We start from the raw sequence: 23,720 nt of genomic DNA, 5'->3' as shown, positions 1-23,720 counted from the left end.
TCACCTGTTCTTAAAATATTCTTTTACCTGAAATGCACCTGTCTCCCCGTAAATATTCTTCACAATATCTACTGCCAGATCAATGGCTTCGTCTTTTCCTTTCGCCATACCAACAATCTCAGGACATCTGGCATAATAGCTCTTCTGGATCAGCATGTAGGACGGTACAATTTCAAGAAGATTTCCCGGATTCTCAGACAATGTGACCAGATAAACACCAAAAGCCACCCTGCCTGCGTCAATCCTCTTCCGTGCTTTTGCCGCGTCTTTGATTCCTTCTCCCACATAATAGTCTTCTCGCCATTTCAGCATATTCGGCACAACTCTCCTTTGTTATTACTGCTTGACATACACCTTTTGTTATATTAATGATTCCCTTCTCTGGAAATTTTAAACATTTTGCAACTATTCCGCAAAGCATTTCTTGTGAACCTCGTTCACAGAACGAACCTGTCAGATGCTAGAGCGTGTTTGAAAAATCATTCCCTAAAGCGTGTTTGAAAAAGGCTTTCTGCAAGATGTGCGTCACAATTTGTGGGAGATTTTGTCCGGAGGAGGGCGCCGTAGCGGGCTACGGCAACCGAATTCGGGCAAAATATACCGCAAAGTGGGGCGTGCAGATTGCGGGAATGCTTTTTCAAACAGGCTCTAGCAACATTATCATATAATAAAGGCTGCGTAAATCAGCTACGCAGCCTTTATTCTCCCCATGAATCAGAAATATTTCTGCTGCCTGTCCCATAATCCGGCACTTCGCAGTTCCAGATATTCCTGGTACGCCTTCTCAACGATCTGCTTCTCGTTTGCAAAACGAAGCAGATGGTAAATCTCGTGAAACTTGTAATACCCGGAGTCCACGAAAAATTCCTCTCTTTGAGGCTTGCTATGATAATTATCCGCCGTCATAAGATACCAGTGTACCTCTTTATTGACCATGTCTTCCGGCACTGTGAAATTGTACTGGCTCTTGCCTACATACTTCACAATGGAAGCTCTGACATCAGCTTCCTCCTTCACTTCCCGCAATGCGGTCTGCTCATGAGTCTCTCCTGGCTCTACGGTTCCTTTCGGTAAAACCCAGCCTTCGTAACGGTTTTTGTAAGATTTATATAGTGCAAGAATCTTACCTCGATGAATTACCACACCGCCACAGCTCGTTGCTTCTATCATGCTGCAATCCTCCTGTAATGCGTGTGTTTTCTAAACTGTATATAGTATACCTCTTTTTCAGAAAACTGGCAACAGGGAATATCATATAGATTGCTGTTAGCTGGCGTGATAAGCATCAAAAATCTGTCCCGCAATCGGAACTGCTGCCTCACTGCCGGAACCGCCATTCTCCACGATCACGGCAACCACCAGATCCGGATCATCCACATTGGAATAGCCGATAAACCAGGAATGGCTGTGTCCTTCCTCGTCAAACTCTGCGGAACCAGTCTTACCTGCTACTGTATAGCTTCTGCCGGAAAGTGCGGAAGCTGTACCGGAATCAACCACCTGTTTCATTAATTTGCCAAGAAGATTGGCCTCATTGGAACTCATCAGCCGTTTATAAGCTACCGGTTCTGTCTTTTTTACTGAATCGCCATTGTCATTTACCACCTCGTCAATAAGATAAGGTTTCATCAGAACACCGTCATTTGCAATGGCACAGGTGATCAATGCCATATGCATAGGAGACACAAGAGTATTGCCTTGTCCAATGGCAGTCTGCATGATCAGAGGCGTTACGGAATCTGCATCAAGGGAAAAGCTGCTGGTTCTGTAGGAGTTCAGAGGCAGACTCTTGTTAAACAGAAGATTCTCCGCAGTCTCGCGAAGAGACGCACCCCCAAGACCAACTCCAATATCTGCAAATGCACAGTTACAGGAATTTGCAAATGCAGAATAGAAATTCTCCTGCCCGTGAACTGTATTGTGATAACAGTGGATCGTGTGATCCTGCAAGGTGATACTTCCCTCACAGATATAATTGTATCCCTCAAAAGTTCCTTTTTTGCGGAAATAGTCAAGTGCAGTCACAACCTTGAAGGTGGAACCTGGCGGATATGCACCATTTGTGGCTCTGTTCAGAAGACTGCTGTCATTCTCGTCGTTTACCAGATAGTCCCAATTATCCCCAATGGTATTGGGATCAAAATCAGGCTTGCTCACTTCTACAAGCCTTTTTCCGGTAGATGGTTCCATTACCACAACAGCCCCTCTTCTGTCACCCAATGCATTGTATGCAATGCTCTGAAGATTGGCATTCAGGGTAGATACAACCGTATCTCCTGTATTCTTCTCATTAAGGAACTGATTCTTCATCTGCGTCAGAAAAAAAGAATGGGAAGTCAGAAGGGTAAAGTTCGCCTCTGATTCCAGACCGCTTTTTCCATTGGTATCATAACCCACAACATGGGAGAACATATTGGAATATGGATAATTACGTGTCTCAGTTCCATCCTCACTTACATTGGTCTGCGCCAAAATCTGTCCGTCAGAAGACAGGATCTTACCTCGTACTACACGGTCGGAAAAGGAATCCTGTCTGGTATTGTAAGGGCTGTTAATAAAATCATCGCTTTTAAAGCCATCGAAATAAATCAGATACCCGATCATACTGATAAAAATAATCCCAAAGAAGATGGAAACAAAGGTATATTCTTTATTTCTGGCTTTGCGCTTTTTAGTAATCTCTTTCTTCCGCTGCCTCAACAGCTCTCTGTCTCGCTCTCTTTGCTGCCTCTCGTCGATGTCTCTCAATTTCTTCGTCCTCGTCCTCTCTATAAATATACAAGCCCTGGATAATAGCGATCATCAAAATCATACACATAATGGAACTTCCTCCATAGCTGACCAGAGGAAGAGTCACACCTGTCATAGGTATGAATTTGGTAGCACCTCCAATGGTAAGGAACACCTGAAACGCATATTCCGCACCAAGACCAATGGCGATCAGTTTATAAAATGGATTCTTGATCTGCAGGGCAATCTCCACGATAGTAAGGAAAAAGCTCATACACACAAAGATCAGGCAGATGGCAAAAATCCCGCCAAGCTCCTCGCAGATCGCACTGAAAATAAAGTCGTTTTTTACAACCGGAATTTTCTCCGGAGAGCCCTGGCAAAGTCCCATTCCAAACCATCCGCCTGTACCAATGGCAAACAGGGACTGTACAATCTGGTATCCTTCATTCTGATAAACTGCCATAGGATCTTTCCACGCACTGACACGCTGCCTTACATGACCAAACAGGTGATATGCCACTACAGCGCCTGCTGTACCGCCTGCAATTCCAATGCAAAGGTATGCCGGCTTCCTGGTTGATACATAGATCAGCACCAGATAAGCTGCAAAAAAGATTACAGCGCTTCCAAGATCTCTTGAAAGCACCAGGATTCCCACATGGAGACCTGCCACAACAGTAGCCAGCACAACTTTCTTAAAAGTTACCTCTCTTGCCAGAAGGGATGCCATAAAGAACACAAAGGTGAGCTTGATCACCTCGGAAGGCTGGATTCCCATCAGAGAAAGCTTGGCGCCGTAGCTTGTCTGTGCCAGAACAAGAACTGCTCCAAGAAGAACAATCCCAAGCCCTGCATACACCCAGGTAAGATCCTTGAGAAATTTCATCTTGCGGATCATAACCGGGATCACCAGCGCCACTGCACTTCCGCACGCAACGATCAAAAGCTGCTTATTGGCAGAGGCAATATCCAGCCTGCACAGCATTATAAATCCAACGCTTAAAAGCATGCACATATTATTTAAAAGCAGCATAGACGCATTTTTATAAATTCTGCGGTATAAAATAAGGATCGCAGCAAAATATATCATCATTTCTGCATAAAAGATGACAACCTTAAAATCAAAGGTTTTCAGAAAAATCACAACAAATGCGGTAAAATCCAGAAAAAAGGTTAAAGTGATCTGACTTCTTAAAAGTCCTTTCCTGTCTGAAGCGTGTTTCCCCACAACAAGGTAGTAGCACAAAACTGTGTACACGATCATCAGTGTCAGGATCACATATTTGGATAATTCAACAACAATATTAATCATACGCCTTTACTCGGCTCCTCTTTTAAAATGACCTTTTGTAAACTCATATTCGTGAGATACCTGGCTGCCATGATATGCAGCCACAAAGTCTTCCACGATCCGTTCTGTTTCTTCCCTGCTTTCTATGGTAAAAGCCAGTCTTACAGATGAAACACCAAGCGCTTTCACCCTGTCAGCTTCCTTCAAAAGACCGTATGGCAGACTGTTATAGATGATATTATAACACGACTCTGCCGCCTTTGTATTTCCCATTTTCCATGGACGACAATAACAGACTACAGGAAATTCCTTGTCATAACGGTCTTTCAGAACAAGCCTCTCCTCCTGTCCATTGCAGCCGAAAGTATTCTTTCGTACACACTGGGCGCTGTGCATAAGAGGCAGACGGCCGTAGACAATCATCTCGCTGCCTGCATTTTCTCTGTGGCGAAGTTCCTTCTCATTCAGCTCCAGGGGAACTGTATTTCGAAGGATTCCCTGATCTTTCCAGAAACGGATGGCTTCATCATTCCAGGTATACAGGGAGTGATCCAGCACACACTTGTCTGCCAGTCCCATCTGTGCCAGTGCACTGTAGGACTCCAGATTCCGCACAAGAAATCCGCTCAGCCCTGCTTCCAGCCACTTTTTCACCTGCTCCATATAGCCTTCCGGTGGATTTTCTCTTGTAATGTGAGGAAGAGAAAGATACATTTCTTTTCCATTGTCAAGACCTGTCTGCAAATGTTTCTCTATTAATGCGTAAGGAAGATAAATACCCTGGATTCCGTCTTTTTGGCAGAGGACTTCAGAAGCCTCCTCGCTTTCACAGGACACGTAAACCGGAATGTATTCCTCTTTTTTGCGGGGAACATTATCACAGGCCGCAATCGCACTGATTTTTGCCGGCGTCTCCTCCGCAATTCTCTTAACCCGCTCGTCTCCCACGTTTCGCCTGTATTTTTGTAAAAGCTTCTCCTTCAGATCCTCTAATGCCTGATGCCGCGCTTCATTTAAAATCTTCATGGGAACAAAAACGGAATCTTCCATATAAATTTCCAGTTTTTCCCATATAAATGAGGTGTTTCCCAGCTTGTCCATCTGCTGACGCACCCGCTCTTCCGTTACCGGCTGGCTCTTTGCGTATTGTACTTCTCCAACACATTCATATGCATCTTCCCCCTGACAGGAAACATGAAGAAGAACCGGAGAACCGGGGACAAGGTGAAGTTCGCCTGTAATTTTCTCTTTCAGCTGCTTCGTTTCCAGAAAAACTTCCCCCGTTTTTTTCTCATTTGTAAATGCCATCATCTGAGGACCATTTCCCATCTGATAGTAGCCTGTACAGGAACCGCCTCTATTAAACAGATCCAGAAGATATTTTTTATCTTTTTCTGTCACGTGATAATTCGCAGGTCCTTTTTCAAAAAGAAAATCCAGATATTTCCGATACATACCGGTAACGCCAGCAGTGTAAGCCGGCTGCTTCATTCTGCCCTCTATTTTCAGAGAGGTAACTCCCGCTTCTATAATTTCAGGTAAAATTTCAATGGTACAGATATCTTTCAGGCTTAACGGGCAGAATTCTCCTTTTCCATACTCTTTTGCCCTGAAATTCTTCACCTGGTATGGCAGACGGCAAGGCTGGGCACAACGACCTCTGTTTCCGCTTCTGCCTCCCAAAAGACTGCTCATCAGACATTGTCCTGAATAGCTGTAGCAAAGTGCTCCATGGACAAAAGCCTCTATCTCAATTGGGCAGGCTTCATGCATACGGGAAAGTTCCTGAAGGGAAAGTTCTCTTGCAGCTACCACCCGGGTCGCCCCCTGATCTGCCAGGAATTTCATTCCTTCCGGACCAGTTACAGTCATCTGCGTGCTGGCATGAAGGTGAAGTTTCGGAAATTCTTTTTTCAAAAGGGAAAATACTCCCATATCCTGGACGATCACTGCATCCAGGCCTGCATTGTAGTATGGTTCCAGATAGGAAACCAGTTCTTCTTTTAATTCTCTATTTTTTAACAGGGTATTGACCGTAAGATACAGCTTCTTACCATGAATATGCGCCACATCAATGGCGCGAAGAAGCTCTTCTTCGTTAAAATTCTGGGCATATGCTCTGGCTCCGAACATTGCACCGCCTACGTACACAGCGTCCGCACCTGCTCCAAGTGCAGCTTCAAAGCCTTCGTAGGAACCGGCAGGAGCCAGCAATTCTATGTTATTAGGATTCAAAGTTTGTCCTCCAATTTTTATGAGAATTTAAGGTTTCTTCAATGAAAACAGCCTCCACAATTCACAGCTTTTTCCTTTATGTATAGCAGGCCTAAATCTGCAAATTGCGAAAACGTTTTTTACACACTTTGATAAAGGAAAAGAGGAATCACCTAAGCAATCCCTCCTGCTATTATTTCAGCATTTCATCCAGTTCTTTTTCCAGTTCTTTTACTTTACCCTCCAGAAGATTCTTCTCGTCAAGGGCTTCCTGTTCATTCTTCTGTGCCTCTTCAATCTGCATACGAAGAGAAATAAGCTCATGCTTCAGATCATACATCTCCTGATCCTTCTGCTGCAGATCAAGTTCATAAGTCTCCACCTGCTTCTTCGCCTTGAAGTAATCGTCGGTAATGTTCAGGCTGAGAAGCATATGCTTGGTCTCCATAGGCTGTCTGCCGTATCCTGGCACAGTCTCCAGCTCTCCTATCTTCTTATTCATATATGATGCAACCTGCTGGAAATATTCCTCTGATTCATATCCTCCAAGGGTAATGATCTTACCCCCGATGATCACCTGTGCTGTATTCTTGACCGCCATTCGTTCAAGCCTCCTGTATCTTTATACTACCAGCTTCTCCTTACACTGTTACCCACAAATAATCCGCTGCTTTTCTTCTATAGACAGTAACCGTATCGCGGAATATTAGCAGAAAACAGCAACTTCATATTGTTACTGTTCACTCTGTGACCAGCAACACAATATGCCCGGAAAAACCAGTCTGTTTATTATCTTTTCGTATTACAATTTATGTAAGCACTCCTATTATAATCGAAAAATGTTGAAAAGTATAGGATTTTTTACAAAAGTTTATCTTTTATATTTCCGGAACAGGAAAACCAAGGTGTTCGTAAGCAAGTGCGGAGGCCATCCGCCTCTCGGGGTGCGGTTCAGAAAGCCATTTTTCAGAAGGTACGGCTCATACACATCTTCTAAAGTACCGGAATCTTCACCGATGGCTGCTGCCAGAGTGTCAAGTCCAACAGGGCCGCCTTTGAAATTTACAATAAGAGTAGTCAGAATCTGGCGGTCCAGTTTGTCCAGACCATATTGATCTACCTCCAAAAGGTTCAAAGCAAAACATGCTACATCGTAAGTGATCCTTCCATCATATTTCACCTGGGCAAAATCACGGACACGCTTTAACAGACGGTTTGCAAGACGGGGCGTTCCCCGGGAGCGCATGGCGATCTCTCCGGCACCTTTCACGTCAATTTCTACTCCAAGTACCTGGGCAGAGCGCATGATGATTGTGGTTAGTTCCTTCTTACTGTAAAATTCCAGATGATGAATCACACCAAAACGGTCGCGGAGCGGCGCAGAAAGAAGCCCGGCTCTGGTGGTAGCACCTACAAGGGTAAATTTCGGCAAATCCAGTCGGATCGACCTGGCGGAAGCGCCCTTCCCGATCATAATATCGATGGCGAAATCCTCCATGGCAGGATAAAGCACCTCTTCCACCTGTCTATTCAGGCGATGGATCTCGTCCACAAAAAGAATATCCCCTTCCTGAAGATTATTCAGAATCGCCGCCATTTCTCCAGGCTTCTCAATTGCAGGGCCGGAAGTCACTTTCATATGCACACCCATTTCATTGGCAATAATACCGGAAAGGGTAGTTTTTCCAAGTCCCGGAGGGCCATAGAAAAGGACATGGTCCAGGGAATCGTGACGCTGTTTGGCAGCTTCAATATATACTTTTAAGGTATTTTTGGTTTTTTCCTGGCCAATATACTCGTCCAGGGTCTGTGGGCGAAGATTCCCTTCCAGAGAAAAATCCTCTTCCATAACATCAGTGGTTATGATACGATTGTCCATTTTTTACCTCTTGAAATTAGTGTTTGCATTTATATACCGGGATGCATTTCATTCACGATAGCACCCTTTGCGAAAAAATTTATGGAATCTAAAAATTCTTCAATGCAGCTTTCAGGATTCCTTCTACATCCGTCGGCTCCACATCTGTCACCTTGCGCACTGCGCGGAGGGCATCTGTACTGCTGTAGCCAAGTGCCACCAGTGCTTCTACTGCTTCCTGTCTGGCATCTGTCATTCCTGCTCCAGCTGCAGCTGTAGTAGCCTGAGCCTGTTCATTGGCAAGCTTCTGCTCAAAGGCTTCTTCCAGACTGAGCTTATCCTTCAGCTCCAGGATCAGCTTCTGGGCTGTTTTTTTACCGATTCCAGGGGCTTTTGACAAAGTTTTCACATCATCGGAAAGAACAGCAAAGCGAAGCTCATCTGCAGTGATTCCTGCCAGAACGCCCAGAGCAGCTTTCGGTCCAACTCCGTTTACACCAAGAAGAAGTTTAAACACCTGTAAATCATCTTTATTGAAAAATCCATAGAGAACCATTGCATCTTCTCTTACCTGAAAATAAGTATGAAGCTTCACTTCCTGTCCAATGTGCAGCTGTGCCAGAGCGTTTCCGGTCATATTTATTTCAAATCCGATGCAATTTGATTCTATGATTGCAGAATTCTCGGTAAGGTCTGCTACTGTTCCTCGGATGAATGAGATCATGGGGAGGACCTCCTGTTTTATCTATTGTAAAGAGTTATATTCGAAATTCTTTGTCATCATACCATATTCCACCGAAAAAAGCAAACATTCATTCGATTTTTTCAAAAAGGACGCGCCGGCAAGCGATATATTTTCTTTTCATAATAATAAAATACTCCTTTCAGTTGCAGGAAGGAAACTTGCGGGCCCTTATTTCCTTGTCCGAAAGGAGTATAGCACTTTAATTTTCAGAAAATAATAGTAAAAGTGTAGTATTATTTTTTCTTTGTAAGAAGCCAGGCACTTGTCAGGGCTGTAAAAGGGGCAACTGTCACAAGCCCGAAGCTTCCAACTACAGTATCCAGTAATTCAGCCGCAACATATTTGTAATTCATAATATTATCAATTGGTGTTCCCTGTGCCATAAACGTCATCAAAAGAGCAATATAACCGCCAGAATAAGCAAGAAGCAATGTGGTAGTCATAGTTCCCATTGCTGCTCTGCCAACATTCATTCCTGATCTGGCTGCTTCTTTCCATCCAATATTCGGCTTTTTACAAATTACTTCATTTACTGCCGAAGTAATATCAACGGACAGATCCATCATAGCACCTGATGCTCCGATAAAAATACCGCTCATATAAATCTGAGAAAGATTCAGATTCTGATAACCAGCGTACAAAAGACTTTCCGAATATGCCATAACTGCTCCGTGAATTTTAAAAGCGTCTGTAAAAATACACCCCATAACACAAGTCACAAACACCCCCAGCAAAGCACCTGAAGATGCAGCCAGTGTTTTTCTGTCAAATCCGTACACCAAAAATATAATAAGAAGAGTAAGAAAGGCAGTCAACGCAATTCCCCACCATATTGGATTCGCACCTTTTAAATAAGCTGGTGTCAAAATTTTCCAGATTGCCAAAATTGTAATGAGAAACGAATATACTGCTCTTAAACCTGTTTTTCCTGCAAACCCGATTAAAAGCAAAATAAATAATCCAGCCAGAATAGCTTCTTTATCCAGACGATAATGGTCACTCATCATAATTGAAAGAATCTTATCTTTGCTATAACTGATTACTACATGGGCAACATCTCCTTGCTGAAATATTTTGTCCGCTTCCAAAGAGCCACTCAGCATATTTACTGCATCTGCAGTCTCATTTTTAAACTTTCCATCAAGTATTTTCACCTTACAATACTGCTCGCCTGACTGAATCAAGCCATTATTAATCACAGAGCTTTCATCTGTGGAAATCACCTTTGCTCTTACTCTGTCTGTTCCCTTATAAATAGCAGCATCCTCATAGCCCGTTGGAAGAACTATGAGGATGAGGATTAACAATATTGCTATTATAGAAACAGAACTTTTTTTAAGTCTGTCTCTTACCATTTATTTTACTCCTGTAATTGCAGCCATTTTATTGAAAATATCGGTATTGTCATAATAGCCTTCAAACTGCTCCTGTCCGGCTCCCATGGCAAATACTTCCACCGGAAGTCCTGTATGTGCATAAGATGCAAAATTAATACCAGACTTGTTGTTCAGAATATGAGTAATTGTTACAGTAAGTGGTTCATAGCTTCCATACATCAGATATTCTTCCTGACCAAACTCTTCCTCTTCTCCTGTTCTGCTCATTGTTTCCTCATAAGCATTCTGAAGCTTCTGATACTCATAATCTGTCATTACAAGACTTCCCTTATCTTCTTCGCCTTCTGGGTGCACATCCTTGCTGTCAGCCTGATTTGAGGACTCTGTTGTACCAGTAGGTGCCTGCAGACCAAAGAGTTCTGTGATATCAGCCATTACTGTATCAAAATCAGTTTTGTTTTCTTTATATGCCGCTACATAATCAGAATCAAATTTTGCGTAAGAGATTTTCTGATTACTGATATTTGCAAGAAATGTATCATAGTCGGTGCCTGCAAATCCTATGGTAAGACCACCTGTCTCGTGATCACCTGTTACCAAAATCAAAGTTTCGTCTGGATGCTCGTTATAAAAATCAACAGCTTTTCCCACTGCCTCATCCATTGCAACAGTATCTGTAATAGTTGCAGCTGCATCATTTGCATGACAGGCCCAGTCAATTTTTCCTCCCTCAACCATCATGAAAAATCCAGTATCATTATCCAGAACTTCAATACCTTTTTTCACATAGTCAGAAAGACCCCATTCGCCATCTTCCAGATCCATATCATAGCTCATCGCATCGTCATCAGCAAGTGTCTCATCAATTACAATTGCTTTTCCATCTTCTGCAGTAAGATTTTCTGCCTCTGCTTTTGTCTTAATCACTTTATATCCAGCTTCCTGAGCAAGCTCATATAAATCTGTCTGGTCTCCCTCTGAACCAGTTGTTTTCTTAAGACCACCACCTGCAAAATAATCAAAATTACTTGCAATCAGTTCCTGACCAATTTCATAATAGTTATTTCGGGAAGCCTGATGAGCATAAAATGCAGCCGGTGTTGCATGATTTAAGTTTACGGAAGAAAGAATTCCAACCTTATAGCCAAGCTGTTTTTTTAATTTTTCAGCAATTGTCTCATAAGAAGTTTCCATCTTCTCATCCATATTGATGGTTCCACTATAAGTCTTATGACCTGTGGAAATGGAAGTAGCTGTAGAAGCGGAATCAGGACAGAATGAAGTGCTGTCATAGGTCTGCGCAGAGCCTGCTACCGGAAATTTCATCATATTCAGCTTGCTTTCACTTGTAAGAATATCATCTCCATCATCTTCAATTGCATTCAGATAATAGTTTGTTGTCTGAACCTGAGGATAACTCATTCCATCACCAATAAACAAGAAAATATATTTCGGAACTTTTGGTTCATCTGCTGCTGCACCCTGTGCCGGAACCGCACAAGCGGTCATTGCTGCTGCTAATAATAATGCGCTGATCTTTTTTGCTTTCATGTACATTTTCTCCTTCTTTTTCATAAAGCGATTAATTCGAACACGTATGATTTTATACATTATTTGTAAAATCCGCTGTTTTCCCCCTGTTAAATTCCGGCAAAAAATAAGCTGTCGGTGTAAAAAATCCTTTCACACTGACAGCATTATTATAACTTCTAGAATTTATATCAAGCAATTATTCGGTTAAAACAAGTCCTTAACCAACCTTCTTGGCCTTGGGATATACCTGCGCCATCCGCTCATCGTCAAAATGTTTGTCCACCCAGCTTTCAAAGCTGTTTTCCGCTTCTATGCCATTGCTTCTGGCATTATAACGCGCAAGTGCAGCGCTGGATACAATTCCGTCAGCAAGCATAAATATAATAAGGAGCCAGGTAATGATTTTTCCAATTTTCACCGGAATCTTCTCGATCAGCCTGGAAACAGGCGGATAGAATATTTTAAACCATGCCACTGCAGCAAATCCCCAGAAAAAACAGTACAGAAGATTGATTCTTCCACCAAGGTTAAACGGGATATCGCTGTAATCCCAGAATACGGTTCCAAACACGATTTCTGTGAAAACACTGCAGATATATTCATAGGCACCACCAAGAAATGTACCCATCCAGAAAAGGAACTGCTGGGAGCGGTTTCTGTATTTATAGAGAAGGGCTGTAACCGCTGCAATGGCAAGTCCCCACACAATACTGAAATCTCCCCATACCACACTGCTGCGGCTCATCCAATATCCGGCTGTGATCCTGCAGAAAATAGTCTCTGTAATATCTCCAAGAAATGCGCCGATAAAAAACAGCAGTGCAATTTTATAAAAGCTGCAGCCATAGGCAAAAATCTCCGGATGTTCCTCTTCGCTCTCCGTGTGCTGCTTCTGAGGATATGCTTTGGTAATTCGACGATTTACAACATCATCAATTTTTGCCCCAAGCTTTTTTGTTGCGGAATCAATATCCCGGTCAGCAGCGATCCATCTTTCAGGATTCTTGCTGTGTCCAAAAAGGATGGTCAGTGTGGCAATAGCATCCACTGCCAGAAAGCCCAGTAGAACCAGTATGATAATTCTGCTTATAAGACCTGGGAGCATGCCATACAAGGACATGCAAAGCCCATTTCCGATTTTGATCACAAATACACCAAGAATACCCCAGACACAGGAGGTCGGCACACTGACATAGCCGTCCAGATTCCACTTGATCTTGCGGTAATCCCACCATCTTTCGTGATACCACATCTCAATTAAATGACCAGCGATCCATTCAAGCAGGGAAGCTACAATGGCACAGCCAAGAAACAGCCAGATGCCCGTCAGTTCTCTTGTAAATGCAGTAATGAAGAATCCGCCGAATCCATAGATCAGACAGAATGGTCCATTAATAATACCTCTGTTTGCGAATTTCTTCTGTTTCAGGGAAGCAAGGACTGTCTCAAGCACCCATCCTGCAAAGGAATAGATGAGAAACAGCCATAGTAATTTCCAGATCATATGCATGTCTCCTCTTTTGTTTATTGAAATATAAAAACGTTCCGGGAAAACCCGATTAGAATATCATAGCACAATAGAGCGTGTTTGAAAAAGGTTTTCTGCAAGATGTATGTCACAATAAAGGCGCCGTAACGGGCTACGACAACTGAATTCGGGCAAAATATACCGCGGGGTGGGGCGTGCAGATTGTGGGAATAATTTTTCAAACACGCTCTAACCCCAAGAATAAAGCCTGTATTCCAGCTGCTGGTTCTCATAAAATTTACATTCTATGCCAACAGTCTGAAAATACAGGCTTTTCATTTTTATTTTATGCCTCCCGGATAACCCCTCTTGGGCAGGCCTCCTTACATGCTCCGCATCCTGTACACTTCTCATAGTCAATATGTGCACAGGAATCTTCCACGGTAATTGCACCGTTTGGACATGTTTTTTCGCACTTCTTACAGCCGATACAGCCAATCTCGCAAGCCGCCATTACCTTTTTGCCCTTATCATGGGAACTGCAGTCCACAGCCATCTTCTGATCGTACGGAATCAGCTCGATCAGATGTCTCGGACATTTGGCAACACATTTACCACAGGCTTTACATGCTTCTTTATCTACTACTGCAATGCCATCTACAATATGAATGGCATCAAATGGACAGACCTTTACGCAGCTTCCAAAGCCACAGCAGCCATATGTACAGGTCTTTGCTCCGCCGTTTGGCACGAAAGGAAGCATCTCGCAGTCTTCCACTCCAGTGTAAATATACTCTTCTTTCGCTTTTTCACAGGTTCCGGAGCATTTTACATGAGCTACCTGACGGGCAGTCTCAACTGCCGCCTGTCCCATAATACCGGCAATTATTTTCCCAACAGGCTCGCCGCCTACCGGGCAACGGTTTACAGGCGCTTCACCTTTGGCAATTGCTGCTGCCAGACCATCACAGCCCGGATATCCGCAGCCACCACAGTTATTTCCAGGAAGAGCTTCTCTTATGGCAACTTCCTTCTCATCAATTTCAACAGCAAATTTTTTTCCGGCTGCTCCAAGAAAAACACCGATGAAGAGGCCTACTGCTGCAACCAGAATTGTTGCTGCTATAATCGCACTAATATTCATCCCGACGCCTCCTTAAATTAATCCTGAAAATCCGAAGAACGCAATCGCCATCAGTCCAGCTGTCAGAAGAACGGTTGGAAATCCCTGGAAAGCTTCCGGAATATCGTTGTAGGCAATTTTCTCACGGATTCCTGCCATCAGCACAATAGAAATGGAGAAACCAAATGCTGTTGCGAAACCGTTTACAGTGCCTTCCAGAATATTGTAATCCTTCTGCACGTTTGTAAGAGCCACACCAAGAACTGCGCAGTTTGTGGTGATCAGAGGCAGATACACGCCAAGTGCTTTGTAAAGAGAAGGCATGCTTTTCTTCAGGAACATTTCTACGAACTGCACCAGTGCTGCAATGATCAGAATGAACACAATGGTCTGAAGGTAAGTCAGATCAAGCGGCTGAAGGATCAGCTTGTAGATCACACTTGTTACAAAGGAGGACAAGGTGATTACAAAAATAACCGCACCGCCCATACCAGCTGCCGTATCTGTAGTCTTGGAGACTCCAAGGAAAGGGCAAAGTCCCATGAACTGGCTCAGGACTACGTTATTTACCAGCGCAGAGCTACAATGATCAGTAATAATTCTTTCATCTTCTCTTACCCCCTTTTTCCCGAACACATGGAATTTCCGCAGGAAGCACAGCCACCCTTGCAATCCGGATTGCTTGGATCGATGCCCCGTTTTGCAGCACCAATCTTGAATTTGTTCTGAAGCGCAGATAAAAATGCAAGGACAAAAAATGCGCCAGGTGCAAGAATAAAGATGGTTACCGGCTCATAGCCCATTTTTCCTGCTGCAGCGTCTGCAAGAGGAAGGATCTGTTTGCCGAAAATACTGCCGGCACCGATCAGCTCACGTACTGCTCCGATGCAGGTGATGCTTAAAGTAAATCCAAGTCCCATTCCAATACCATCAAAAAGTGAGGGAATTGGTTTGTTCTTGGATGCATAAGCCTCTGCTCTTCCCAGGATGATACAGTTTACAACGATCAGCGGAATGTAAATTCCAAGGGAAGAATACAAAAACGGGATAAAGCCCTGGAGAAGCATCTGCACAATTGTTACAAAGGATGCTACAACAACAATGTAAGCAGGCATACGCACACTGTCCGGAATAAAATTACGGAGCAGGGAGATCATCAGGTTGGATGCTGCCAGAATCACCGTTGTGGTAAGTCCCATTCCGATACCATTGATTGCAGATGTGGTGATGGCCAGTGTTGGACACATACCAAGCATCAGCACAAAAGTAGGATTTTCTTTGATAATACCATTTATCAGTCGTTCAGATGGTGTATTCTTTTTCATTTCTGGCTGCCCCCTTTCTCATAACGGAATGCGGCAAGTCCTGCATTGACGCCATTTGTCATGGCATTTGTGGTAATTGTCGCACCACTTAAAGCATCGATCTCATCATCAGAGGTGGCACCAGTTTTTGTGTAGGTAAATTTCTCTACGTTCTTATCCTTGAACTGATTTTTAAAATCATCTGTAGTTGCACGCATACCAAGACCAGCGGTCTCACTGATGGATAAAATGGAAATTCCGTTCAGAGTTCCATCATCCTGAACGCCCATGGCAAACTGAATGTCCCCGCCATAGCCTTCTGAGGTTGTTACGGTAAAGGCATAGCCAAGTTCATTTCCCTGGTCATCCTTTGCCAGCATGACTTCATCAATATTCTGAGCTTTGAAACCGTTTTCATCCAGATAGCTTTCCAGATCCGTATCCTCACCGCTTGTAACTGTCTCGAAGCTGGCTGCATCAGCAAATACTGCCTTATATGCCTCTTCTTTCTCTTTCGCCTGCTGGCTTGCAATCGGACCTGCTGTAATATCGTTTACAAGACCAAGAAGCAGCCCGGAAACCAGTGTGATCACGGTCAGCGCAAGAGTATCTTTTACGATCTTATTTTTCATTTCTTCGCGCCTCCTTTTCCAAAAGCAACCGGACGGGTGAAACGCTCAATCTGAGGTACCAGCAGGTTGCAGAAAATAATCGCATAGGAAACGCCCTCTGCGGAAGCTCCGAAAATACGGAAAATTCCGGTAAGAACACCAAGACAGACGCCATATACATACTGCCCCTTTGGTGTAATGGGGCTTGTAACGTAGTCCGTCGCCATAAACCATGCACCAAGCATAAGGCCACCACCACAGAGATGGGTGAGCAGATAATTTACATCAAAGCCTTTGCCGGAAGCGAGCATGTAGATGATCACAAATACTGCAAAGCTGCCGATATAGGTCAGCGGAATTCTGGCGCTGATCACTTTGTAGCAAAGCAGGATTGCTGCACCGATCAGGATGGCAATTACAGAAGTCTCTCCGATGGTTCCCTGGATATTACCAAAAATCAGATTCTTAACCGGAACGGAGGAGCCTGCCACAAAGCCATGGTCACGAAGAGCGGCCAGAGGAGTGGCGCCTGTCACACCGTCAACTGCACCTTTAAAGCTGTCTGATACAGAAAAATCTGTCATCTTGCCGGCAAAGGAAATCATAAGGAAACAGCGGGCTGCCAGGGCCGGATTCATAAAGTTCTGTCCAAGACCGCCAAAAAGCTGTTTTACCACAATAATTGCAAAAATACTGCCGAGCACCGGGATCCAGAGCGGAATTCCTGCCGGCATATTCAGGCCGATAAGAAGTCCGGTTACCACTGCACTGAAATCCTTCACAGTGTTCTTTTTGTGCATAAAATGATCATATAACCACTCTGCAAGCGCTGCTGAACCGGTGGATACCACCAGAACGGCAAGAGCCTTTAATCCATGATTATAAATTCCCATAAGGGCAGCAGGCAAAAGCGCTATGACAACCAGCTGCATGATTTTTGCAGTGGTCATCCTTGCCCGGACATGGGGATTAGATGATACATTAAACATTTGTTCCATTCGTTTCTTCCCCCTTATTATTTCTTCTTCCTGCTTGCCAGAACCATTTTACGCATGGACTTAATGCTCTGGGTCAGCGGACGTTTGGCCGGACAGATGTAACTGCAGCAGCCGCATTCACAGCATTCCATTCCATCAAACTTCTGGAAGCTCTCCATATCGCCGCGCTGTGCAAAGGTCGCAAGTCTTGCCGGAATAACATGTCCGGGACAGACACTTACACAGCGTCCGCAGTTAATGCAGGCTGTCTCTTCCTCTTTCGCATCTGATACCGGGTCACTCTGCATACACAGAAGGGAAGAAGAGGTCTTCACACATGGTACATGAAGATCATACATGGCAAATCCCATCATAGGACCGCCGGAAATCACCTTACCGGCATGCTCCTTCAGGCCACCGGCTGCGTCGATCAGTTCGGCCATATCCGTTCCTGTACAGACTTCAAAATGTGCCGGACGGTTGATGCCCTTACCAGTTACTGTGAAAATCCGCTTCATGATCGGTCTTCCAAGTGCCACTGCGTCATAAATACTGCATATTGTTTCAACATTATCTACAATACATCCGGCATCTGCTGGAAGCATGGATGAGTTGATTTCTCTTCCTGTCACTGCATAGATCAGGGTACGCTCACCACCCTGGGGATATTTGGTCATCAGTTCTTTTACTTCGATATTCGGGACTCCGGCAGCCAGTTCTTTCATTCTGGCAATACAATCCGGCTTATTGTCCTCAATGCAGATACAACCCTTTGCATTTGGAAAAAGTCCGACTACGATTTTCAGTCCTTCCACAACCTTCTCTGGCTGATCCATCATGCGCCTGTAATCACTTGTAAGATAGGGCTCACATTCTGCACCGTTCACCAATATGTATTCAATCTTGTCAGGCTCCTTGGGGGAAAGCTTCACATGTGTGGGGAAGCCTGCACCACCAAGACCTACTACACCGCCATCGCGAATCCTTCCGATAATCTCCTCACGGGTAAGCGAAGCCGGATCTGCCGGGTGGAATTCCACCTCTTCATACAGTCCGTCATTCTCCACTATAATGGAATCTACCATACTTCCGGTAGCTGTCAGACGTTTCTCGATGCCTTTCACCGTACCGGATACAGAAGCATGAACAGGAGCAGATACAAATCCGCCTGCTTCTGCGATCATCTGGCCTGCAAGCACGTGGTCCCCCTTTGCAACCACAGGCTTCGCCGGAGCACCAATGTGCTGGGACAATGGATACGCCATATCTGCCTTAGGGAGATATTTCTCCACCGGGCAGTCCTTTGACATTTCTTTCCCCTCGAAGGGGTGTACGCCTCCTTTAAAAGTTAATCGCACTAATATTCACCGCCTTTATATTATTGATCACTGACTCTTTTGTCTGCAGCAACCTGATTTATTGTCTGTTTGATTTATATTATTAATATCACTTTTGTCTGAGTATTTATTCAGCGTCTTTATTTTTCCTGCCAAATCCATATTTCTTATGGAGCTTATATCCACGGTTCAGATTTGGATATGCCTTTACAAAACGCTGCATGTTGTGGCTGACCTTTCCAGCCATAGCCTCTTTACGCTTCTGAAGCTCTTCAGAGATATCTGACATCATAGCAGTTCTCTTCTCTTCCAGTTCCTTGATCAGTGCAACATCATCAAGGCGTCCCAGCTTATTCTCTAACTGTTTCTTGATTCTATCTCTGGAAAGTCCGCTGCTCTCCTCCAGATTCTCCATCTTCTCACGCGCCTGTACAAGCAGTTCTGCACGCATCTGATCCAGTGCCTGCTCCCATGCAGGAATACGCTCGTGCAAATGGAAAGCGGCAGCTGCAGAAAAAGCAAAATCCACAATGTAAACGACTGTAATTACACAGACAGCCACCTCTCCAGTTCTTCTGGTATACAATTCTGTAAATTCCTGAACTACCGGATGAAGCACTCTGAAAAGCCCAACGGTAAACACCCCCCATCCAAGGGAACAGCCCAGACAGATACGTCCCTGGAAATTAAACTTGTTATCACTGTAATCCCACCAGGATGTGTGGAAAATATTCTCCATCAACACTGCTGTCACATATTCCAGTGCAGTGGCGACTACAACTCCACCCACAAATAAAAGAAGCAGATTATCACTGATGGGAAGAAGAATCAAGTATACAGCAAGAGCTCCACAGCCATATATGGTACACAGGGGACCATTTATAAATCCTCTGTTTATCAATTTGCCCTTTCGCACAGACACGTAGCAGGTTTCCCAAAGCCAGCCAAGAAAACTGTATATGTAAAACCAATTGGCAATGTGATAGAAATCCACTCCATTAATTGCTAAATCCCACATAGGTTTCTCCTTTTCTTTATATATTCTGACTATTCTATACATTCTACTATACCGCATTTTATGAAAAAATTCACTACCTAAAAATAAAAAAATTGTGTATAATTAAATACAATCCATGAAAGGAGTATAAACATGCTGATTGTTAAAAAAATGCCGATTTTACAAGGTTTTCCGGACTTTGAGACTGTTAAAAATTTATCTGGAAATGCTGCTGAGGATGTCAATTTTTCACCATTATTTTATGATATTGAAACCACTGGATTGGGACGAAATTCATCTTTTTTATATTTAATTGGTGCAGTTTGCTATGAATCTGGTTCCTGGCAGCTATATCAGTGGCTTGCACCCGATTTCCGGGAAGAAAAAGCATTATTGGAGTTTTTTTCAGAATTTATAAAAAATTTCAGCTGTACCATCCAATACAATGGAGATTCTTTTGATCAGCCTTACCTTCAGGCTCGTTATAAATTCTATGAGCTACCAGATCCTTTTGAGGGGATTTCTTCTTTTGACCTATATAAAGTGCTTCGCCCTCTGAAGGGATTTTTAAAGCTCCCAGGGTTAAAGCAGGAACAGATGGAAGCCTTTCTAGGAGAACAGAAGCGCATTTACTGTAATGGCGGGGAATGCATTAAAATCTATAAAAAATATATGGCACACCAGGAGCAGACAGACCTGGATACGGTTATGGGACACAATATGGAAGATCTTCTCGGACTTGGAGATGTGTTTAAGATGATGGGGTATCTTGCGCTCAGGGATGGTGCATTTACTGTTCGCGGAACTGATTTTGACGGGGACAATCTGATTTTGCAGATAAACCCCCATTACAGCCTGCCCGCTTCCTTTTCTAACGGCACAGAAGAATTCTATATTACAGGTCAGGACAACCTGGTAAGCCTCCTTGTAAAGCCTTTAAATGGCCGTATCCGCCAATATTACAGTGATTACAAAAGTTATGATTATCTGCCCGGAGAGGACATGGCAGTCCCTAAATCTATTAGCAAATTTATGGAAAAAGGACTGAAAAAATCTGCTACAAGAGAGACCTGTTATACCTGGTTTCCATGCACAGAGGAATTTCTGGAAAATGAAGAAAAGCAAAAGCAATATTTAATACATACCCTGGAATATTTATTTTGGAAATTAAAATAAACTTTCAACCTATATTTCAAAATTCCCAAAACCTTTTTCAAACATACTCTAACTTCCAAAGCATATAAAATCTCACGTAAAAAAGACATCATCCCCAGAGCGTATCTGAAAAATCATTCCCACAATCTGAACACCCCACTTGCGGGAGATTCACCCGAATTCGGTTGTCGTAGCTCGCTACGGCGCCTTCATCCGGACAAAATCTCCCGCAAATTGTGACGCACATCTTGCAGAAAGCCTTTTCCAGACACGCTCTAACAGACAATGTCTTTTTATCAACATCATATTCATGATATCAAAACTAACCGCATTCACAAATCCTGTGAATGGCGGTTAGTTACATGGGATAAGAGAAATGCACAACACTTCCCTCTTGGTTAAATTATTCCTCTACAGACTCTTCCTCAGCCGGAGCCTCAAGAGCTTTCATGCTAAGGCTGATCTTCTTGTCTTCGCCATTGAAATCAACAACTTTAGCCTGGATTTCCTGTCCGATTGTAAGCACATCAGATGGTTTTGCAACGTGCTCTCTGGAAATCTGAGATACATGAAGAAGTGCATCTACGCCAGGTGCAAGCTCAACAAATGCACCGAAGTCTGTCATACGTGCAACTTTACCAGTTACTACGTTTCCAACAGCGAAATCCTCAGCAGCTGTAAGCCATGGATTCTCCTCTGGGAATTTCATTGTAAGAGCAATCTTCTCGCCCTTGATATCTTTGATCATAACCTTTACAGTCTCACCAACTGTGAAGACTTTCTTCGGGTTCTCTACTCTGCCCCAGGACATCTCAGAGATGTGAAGCAGTCCGTCAGCGCCGCCCAGATCGATGAATGCACCAAAATCTGTAACGTTCTTAACAACACCCTCTACTGTATCGCCAACATGGATACGCTCCATAAGCTCCTGCTGTTTCTTAGCTTTCTCAGCAACAAGAAGCTGTTTGCGGTTACCAATGATGCGACGTCTTCTTGGATTGAACTCTGTGATAACGAACTCAATCTCCTGATCAGCATATTTGCTGAGATCTTTCTCATATGTGTCGGAAACAAGGCTTGCAGGAATGAATACACGTGTCTCCTCAACGTTAACACATAATCCACCATCAAGTACCTGAGTTACAGGAGCTTTTAATACTTCCTGATTCTCGAATGCTTCCTCAAGGCGTTTATTGCCTTTCTCTGCAGCAAGTCTCTTGTAGGTTAAGATAACCTGGCCTTCGCCATCGTTTACCTTAAGCACTTTGGCTTCCATGGAGTCACCTACATGTACAGCGTCTGTGAGTACTACGGAAGGATCATTGCTATATTCACTCTTGGTGATAATACCATCAGCTTTATAGCCAATATTCAGGATAATTTCATCTTCTTTCACATCGATGACCTTTCCCTGTACGATTTCTCCATTTCTGATTGTTTTTACGGAATCTTCCAGCATCTGTTCAAAACTTAATTCTGACATGTTCTTGAACCTCCTCAATAATTTTCTTTGGGGTTGAAGCCCCTGCTGTAATACCTACATAACTACTGCATTGGAACATATCTGAATCCAAGTCTACAGGTGTTTGTATATAGTAAGTATTTTCACATTCCTTTTTACATATTTCAAACAGCTTTTGAGTATTGGAACTATGCCTGCCTCCTACGACTAACATAGTGTCTACCTCTCCGGCTATGCTCTTTGCTTCTCTCTGCCGTTCTTCGGTAGCATTACAAATAGTGTTTAAAATATTAAGAATATTTAAAACAGTATTATCATACCTCTTTTTTGAAAGAATTTCAACTAAATCTTTAAATTTATTATAATTAAATGTTGTCTGAGACACAATACATATGTTTTTGTCGGCCGGAAACACAAAATCCAGTGCATCCTGCTCGGTTCGAATTACCGTGTAAGGTCCCATGCACCAGCCGCAGATTCCCACAACTTCCGGATGATCCGGGTCTCCTATGATCACAATATGGGCGCCTGCCCTGCTCTCTTTCTCTACGATCCGGTGAATTTTCAGAACAAAGGGACAGGTTACATCCACATAGGAAAGTCCGTATTCTTCCAGATGGTCATAAACCTCTTTTCCCACACCATGTGAGCGGATCACAACCGTGCTGCCCTCAGGAAGTGTTCTCAGATCATCCTCAGATGCCACTCTGACCCCCTTCTTTTCCAGATCATTCACTACTTCTTCATTATGAATAATTGGACCCAGGGTAAAAAGCCTGTCAGGACAACTGCCGATTAGCTCGTAAACCTTGTCTACAGCACGCTGTACGCCAAAACAAAAGCCTGCTGTTTTCGCAACCTTCACTTCCATGGTTATTCCACCTTATCTTTGTAGATTCCGAGAATTGCAGCTACAACTTCGTCAATATTCATGAAAGAAGAATCTACAAGCACGGCATCTTCAGCCTGCCGGAGCGGGGAAATCTCTCTTGTCATATCCTGATGATCCCGGTTTTCAATGTCTTTCTTGATTTCTTCAAGATCAGCACCCTCGCCCTTGGCAAGATATTCATCATAACGCCTCTTAGCTCTGGTCTCCACGCTGGCAGTAAGATAAATCTTCACCTGTGCGTCCGGAAGAATTACAGTTCCAATATCCCTGCCATCCATTACAACATCGTTCTTTGCTGCCAGATTTCTCTGAAGATTGAGAAGATGTGCCCTTACCGCCGGGTTTGCAGATGTTTTGGATGCCATGTTTCCAACCTCTTCCGTACGGATATACTGATTTACATTCTCACCGTTAAGAATTACAACCTGCTCTCCATTTTCATATCGAATGGAAACCTCAGCGCTCTGACAGTTATCTGCAACTGCTTCCGCATCTGTTCCGTCAATTTCATTTCTCAGCAGATAAAGTGCTACGGCGCGGTACATAGCGCCTGTATCTACATAGATAAAAGACAGCTCCTTTGCCACTCTCTTTGCAATTGTGCTTTTGCCTGCTCCTGCCGGCCCGTCAATGGCAATGTTACATCCCATTTTCTCTGTTACCTCCTCTTAAATCGCAGTTTT

Annotated in this window: 23 protein-coding genes and 3 pseudogenes; 2 read left to right on the top strand and 24 right to left on the bottom strand. The window is 43.6% G+C overall.

The window, feature by feature from the left end; translation table 11 throughout:
- Complete coding sequence (locus tag DW904_RS03305) at nt 1-312, bottom strand: hypothetical protein (RefSeq protein ID WP_118578053.1); 312 nt, start codon at nt 310-312, stop codon at nt 1-3.
- 167 nt (nt 313-479) lie between these two features.
- Nucleotides 480-599 carry a DUF6783 domain-containing protein gene (locus DW904_RS24895; protein WP_334292296.1) on the bottom strand — a complete coding sequence of 40 codons (120 nt, stop codon included), beginning with the start codon at nt 597-599 and terminating at the stop codon, nt 480-482.
- Here DW904_RS24895 and DW904_RS24890 point away from each other — a divergent pair.
- Nucleotides 558-668, top strand: a pseudogene (locus DW904_RS24890) (DUF6783 domain-containing protein); the annotation flags it as partial. The gene DW904_RS24895 and the pseudogene DW904_RS24890 sit on opposite strands and share 42 nt — an antisense overlap.
- A gap of 46 nt (nt 669-714) precedes the next feature.
- Here DW904_RS24890 and DW904_RS03300 read toward each other — a convergent pair.
- The 18 genes and pseudogenes from DW904_RS03300 to DW904_RS03220 all read right to left on the bottom strand — a co-directional run bounded on the left by DW904_RS03300 (nt 715) and on the right by DW904_RS03220 (nt 19,549).
- Complete coding sequence (locus DW904_RS03300) at nt 715-1,170, bottom strand: NUDIX domain-containing protein (RefSeq protein WP_021925514.1); 456 nt, start codon at nt 1,168-1,170, stop codon at nt 715-717.
- A gap of 96 nt (nt 1,171-1,266) precedes the next feature.
- Nucleotides 1,267-2,748 carry a penicillin-binding transpeptidase domain-containing protein gene (locus DW904_RS03295; protein ID WP_187564807.1) on the bottom strand — a complete coding sequence of 494 codons (1,482 nt, stop codon included), beginning with the start codon at nt 2,746-2,748 and terminating at the stop codon, nt 1,267-1,269.
- Nucleotides 2,672-4,045, bottom strand: a complete 1,374-nt coding sequence (locus tag DW904_RS03290; RefSeq protein WP_118578052.1) for an FtsW/RodA/SpoVE family cell cycle protein — start codon at nt 4,043-4,045, stop codon at nt 2,672-2,674. Before DW904_RS03290 ends, DW904_RS03295 begins: the two co-directional genes overlap by 77 nt.
- Nucleotides 4,046-4,051: 6 nt before the next feature.
- Nucleotides 4,052-6,259, bottom strand: a complete 2,208-nt coding sequence (locus tag DW904_RS03285) for a U32 family peptidase (RefSeq protein WP_243110279.1) — start codon at nt 6,257-6,259, stop codon at nt 4,052-4,054.
- A gap of 172 nt (nt 6,260-6,431) precedes the next feature.
- Nucleotides 6,432-6,839 (bottom strand): cell division protein ZapA, encoded by a 408-nt coding sequence (locus DW904_RS03280; protein WP_021925518.1) that lies wholly within the window; start codon nt 6,837-6,839, stop codon nt 6,432-6,434.
- A gap of 277 nt (nt 6,840-7,116) precedes the next feature.
- Nucleotides 7,117-8,117 (bottom strand): annotated as a pseudogene (gene ruvB, locus DW904_RS03275) (Holliday junction branch migration DNA helicase RuvB).
- Nucleotides 8,118-8,205: 88 nt separating this feature from the next.
- Entirely contained in the window at nt 8,206-8,820 is a 615-nt protein-coding gene (gene ruvA, locus DW904_RS03270) for a Holliday junction branch migration protein RuvA (protein WP_118578051.1), read from the bottom strand.
- A 254-nt stretch (nt 8,821-9,074) separates the two neighbouring features.
- A complete protein-coding gene (locus tag DW904_RS03265) occupies nt 9,075-10,196 on the bottom strand; it encodes a YibE/F family protein (protein ID WP_118578050.1) in 1,122 nt (373 codons plus the stop codon).
- The gene (locus tag DW904_RS03260) at nt 10,197-11,735 is read right to left on the bottom strand and encodes an alkaline phosphatase (protein ID WP_118578111.1); all 1,539 of its coding nucleotides are present in this window, start codon (nt 11,733-11,735) and stop codon (nt 10,197-10,199) included.
- A 193-nt stretch (nt 11,736-11,928) separates the two neighbouring features.
- Nucleotides 11,929-13,215 carry a putative ABC transporter permease gene (locus tag DW904_RS03255; RefSeq protein WP_118578049.1) on the bottom strand — a complete coding sequence of 429 codons (1,287 nt, stop codon included), beginning with the start codon at nt 13,213-13,215 and terminating at the stop codon, nt 11,929-11,931.
- Nucleotides 13,216-13,235: 20 nt separating this feature from the next.
- A complete protein-coding gene (locus DW904_RS24885; RefSeq protein WP_306467702.1) occupies nt 13,236-13,472 on the bottom strand; it encodes a DUF6783 domain-containing protein in 237 nt (78 codons plus the stop codon).
- Between the two features lie 53 nt (nt 13,473-13,525).
- A complete protein-coding gene (locus DW904_RS03250) occupies nt 13,526-14,323 on the bottom strand; it encodes an RnfABCDGE type electron transport complex subunit B (RefSeq protein WP_118578048.1) in 798 nt (265 codons plus the stop codon).
- Between the two features lie 12 nt (nt 14,324-14,335).
- Nucleotides 14,336-14,910, bottom strand: a pseudogene (gene rsxA / locus DW904_RS03245) (electron transport complex subunit RsxA).
- Nucleotides 14,911-14,916: 6 nt separating this feature from the next.
- Nucleotides 14,917-15,627, bottom strand: coding sequence for an electron transport complex subunit E (locus DW904_RS03240; protein ID WP_118578047.1), 711 nt, complete (start codon nt 15,625-15,627; stop codon nt 14,917-14,919).
- Entirely contained in the window at nt 15,624-16,238 is a 615-nt protein-coding gene (locus DW904_RS03235; RefSeq protein WP_118578046.1) for an RnfABCDGE type electron transport complex subunit G, read from the bottom strand. The genes DW904_RS03240 and DW904_RS03235 overlap by 4 nt, the downstream gene beginning before the upstream one ends.
- Nucleotides 16,235-17,215 (bottom strand): RnfABCDGE type electron transport complex subunit D, encoded by a 981-nt coding sequence (locus tag DW904_RS03230; protein ID WP_118578045.1) that lies wholly within the window; start codon nt 17,213-17,215, stop codon nt 16,235-16,237. Before DW904_RS03230 ends, DW904_RS03235 begins: the two co-directional genes overlap by 4 nt.
- Nucleotides 17,216-17,232: 17 nt before the next feature.
- Nucleotides 17,233-18,558 (bottom strand): electron transport complex subunit RsxC, encoded by a 1,326-nt coding sequence (gene rsxC, locus DW904_RS03225; protein WP_279254381.1) that lies wholly within the window; start codon nt 18,556-18,558, stop codon nt 17,233-17,235.
- A gap of 100 nt (nt 18,559-18,658) precedes the next feature.
- On the bottom strand, nt 18,659-19,549 hold the full coding sequence (locus DW904_RS03220; RefSeq protein WP_173715973.1) for a hypothetical protein: 891 nt from the start codon (nt 19,547-19,549) through the stop codon (nt 18,659-18,661).
- 132 nt (nt 19,550-19,681) lie between these two features.
- Here DW904_RS03220 and DW904_RS03215 point away from each other — a divergent pair, with 132 nt between their 5' ends.
- A complete protein-coding gene (locus DW904_RS03215; RefSeq protein WP_227200514.1) occupies nt 19,682-20,704 on the top strand; it encodes a ribonuclease H-like domain-containing protein in 1,023 nt (340 codons plus the stop codon).
- Between the two features lie 72 nt (nt 20,705-20,776).
- Here DW904_RS03215 and DW904_RS24880 read toward each other — a convergent pair whose 3' ends face one another.
- The 4 genes from DW904_RS24880 to cmk form a co-directional block, all read right to left on the bottom strand.
- Nucleotides 20,777-20,827 (bottom strand): hypothetical protein, encoded by a 51-nt coding sequence (locus tag DW904_RS24880; RefSeq protein ID WP_308768383.1) that lies wholly within the window; start codon nt 20,825-20,827, stop codon nt 20,777-20,779.
- Nucleotides 20,828-21,086: 259 nt separating this feature from the next.
- Nucleotides 21,087-22,166: a 30S ribosomal protein S1 gene (gene rpsA, locus DW904_RS03205; protein WP_118578042.1), complete on the bottom strand. Its 1,080-nt coding sequence runs from the start codon at nt 22,164-22,166 to the stop codon at nt 21,087-21,089.
- Nucleotides 22,147-23,016 carry a 4-hydroxy-3-methylbut-2-enyl diphosphate reductase gene (ispH, locus tag DW904_RS03200; protein ID WP_118578041.1) on the bottom strand — a complete coding sequence of 290 codons (870 nt, stop codon included), beginning with the start codon at nt 23,014-23,016 and terminating at the stop codon, nt 22,147-22,149. Before ispH ends, rpsA begins: the two co-directional genes overlap by 20 nt.
- A 2-nt stretch (nt 23,017-23,018) precedes the next feature.
- A complete protein-coding gene (cmk, locus tag DW904_RS03195) occupies nt 23,019-23,687 on the bottom strand; it encodes a (d)CMP kinase (protein WP_118578040.1) in 669 nt (222 codons plus the stop codon).
- Between the last annotated feature and the right edge of the window lie 33 nt (nt 23,688-23,720).

This window comes from Ruminococcus sp. AM42-11 (genome assembly GCF_003480145.1).
GTDB classification, from domain to species: Bacteria; Bacillota; Clostridia; order Lachnospirales; family Lachnospiraceae; genus Blautia_A; species Blautia_A faecis.
This window is presented reverse-complemented; position numbering and strand designations above follow the sequence as displayed.

Coding starts and splice junctions, on each gene's coding strand:
- DW904_RS03280 (WP_021925518.1), bottom strand. CDS start 6,839: ATGGCGGTCAAGAATACAGCACAGGTGATCATCGGGGGTAAGATCATT.
- ruvA (WP_118578051.1), bottom strand. CDS start 8,820: ATGATCTCATTCATCCGAGGAACAGTAGCAGACCTTACCGAGAATTCT.
- rpsA (WP_118578042.1), bottom strand. CDS start 22,166: ATGTCAGAATTAAGTTTTGAACAGATGCTGGAAGATTCCGTAAAAACA.
- DW904_RS03305 (WP_118578053.1), bottom strand. CDS start 312: ATGCTGAAATGGCGAGAAGACTATTATGTGGGAGAAGGAATCAAAGAC.
- DW904_RS03220 (WP_173715973.1), bottom strand. CDS start 19,549: ATGTGGGATTTAGCAATTAATGGAGTGGATTTCTATCACATTGCCAAT.
- DW904_RS03215 (WP_227200514.1), top strand. CDS start 19,682: ATGCTGATTGTTAAAAAAATGCCGATTTTACAAGGTTTTCCGGACTTT.
- DW904_RS03235 (WP_118578046.1), bottom strand. CDS start 16,238: ATGAAAAATAAGATCGTAAAAGATACTCTTGCGCTGACCGTGATCACA.
- DW904_RS03240 (WP_118578047.1), bottom strand. CDS start 15,627: ATGAAAAAGAATACACCATCTGAACGACTGATAAATGGTATTATCAAA.
- DW904_RS03265 (WP_118578050.1), bottom strand. CDS start 10,196: ATGGTAAGAGACAGACTTAAAAAAAGTTCTGTTTCTATAATAGCAATA.
- DW904_RS03290 (WP_118578052.1), bottom strand. CDS start 4,045: ATGATTAATATTGTTGTTGAATTATCCAAATATGTGATCCTGACACTG.
- DW904_RS03230 (WP_118578045.1), bottom strand. CDS start 17,215: ATGGAACAAATGTTTAATGTATCATCTAATCCCCATGTCCGGGCAAGG.
- DW904_RS24885 (WP_306467702.1), bottom strand. CDS start 13,472: ATGAGAACCAGCAGCTGGAATACAGGCTTTATTCTTGGGGTTAGAGCG.
- DW904_RS03255 (WP_118578049.1), bottom strand. CDS start 13,215: ATGATCTGGAAATTACTATGGCTGTTTCTCATCTATTCCTTTGCAGGA.
- DW904_RS03260 (WP_118578111.1), bottom strand. CDS start 11,735: ATGTACATGAAAGCAAAAAAGATCAGCGCATTATTATTAGCAGCAGCA.
- DW904_RS03300 (WP_021925514.1), bottom strand. CDS start 1,170: ATGATAGAAGCAACGAGCTGTGGCGGTGTGGTAATTCATCGAGGTAAG.
- DW904_RS03250 (WP_118578048.1), bottom strand. CDS start 14,323: ATGAATATTAGTGCGATTATAGCAGCAACAATTCTGGTTGCAGCAGTA.
- ispH (WP_118578041.1), bottom strand. CDS start 23,016: ATGGAAGTGAAGGTTGCGAAAACAGCAGGCTTTTGTTTTGGCGTACAG.
- cmk (WP_118578040.1), bottom strand. CDS start 23,687: ATGGGATGTAACATTGCCATTGACGGGCCGGCAGGAGCAGGCAAAAGC.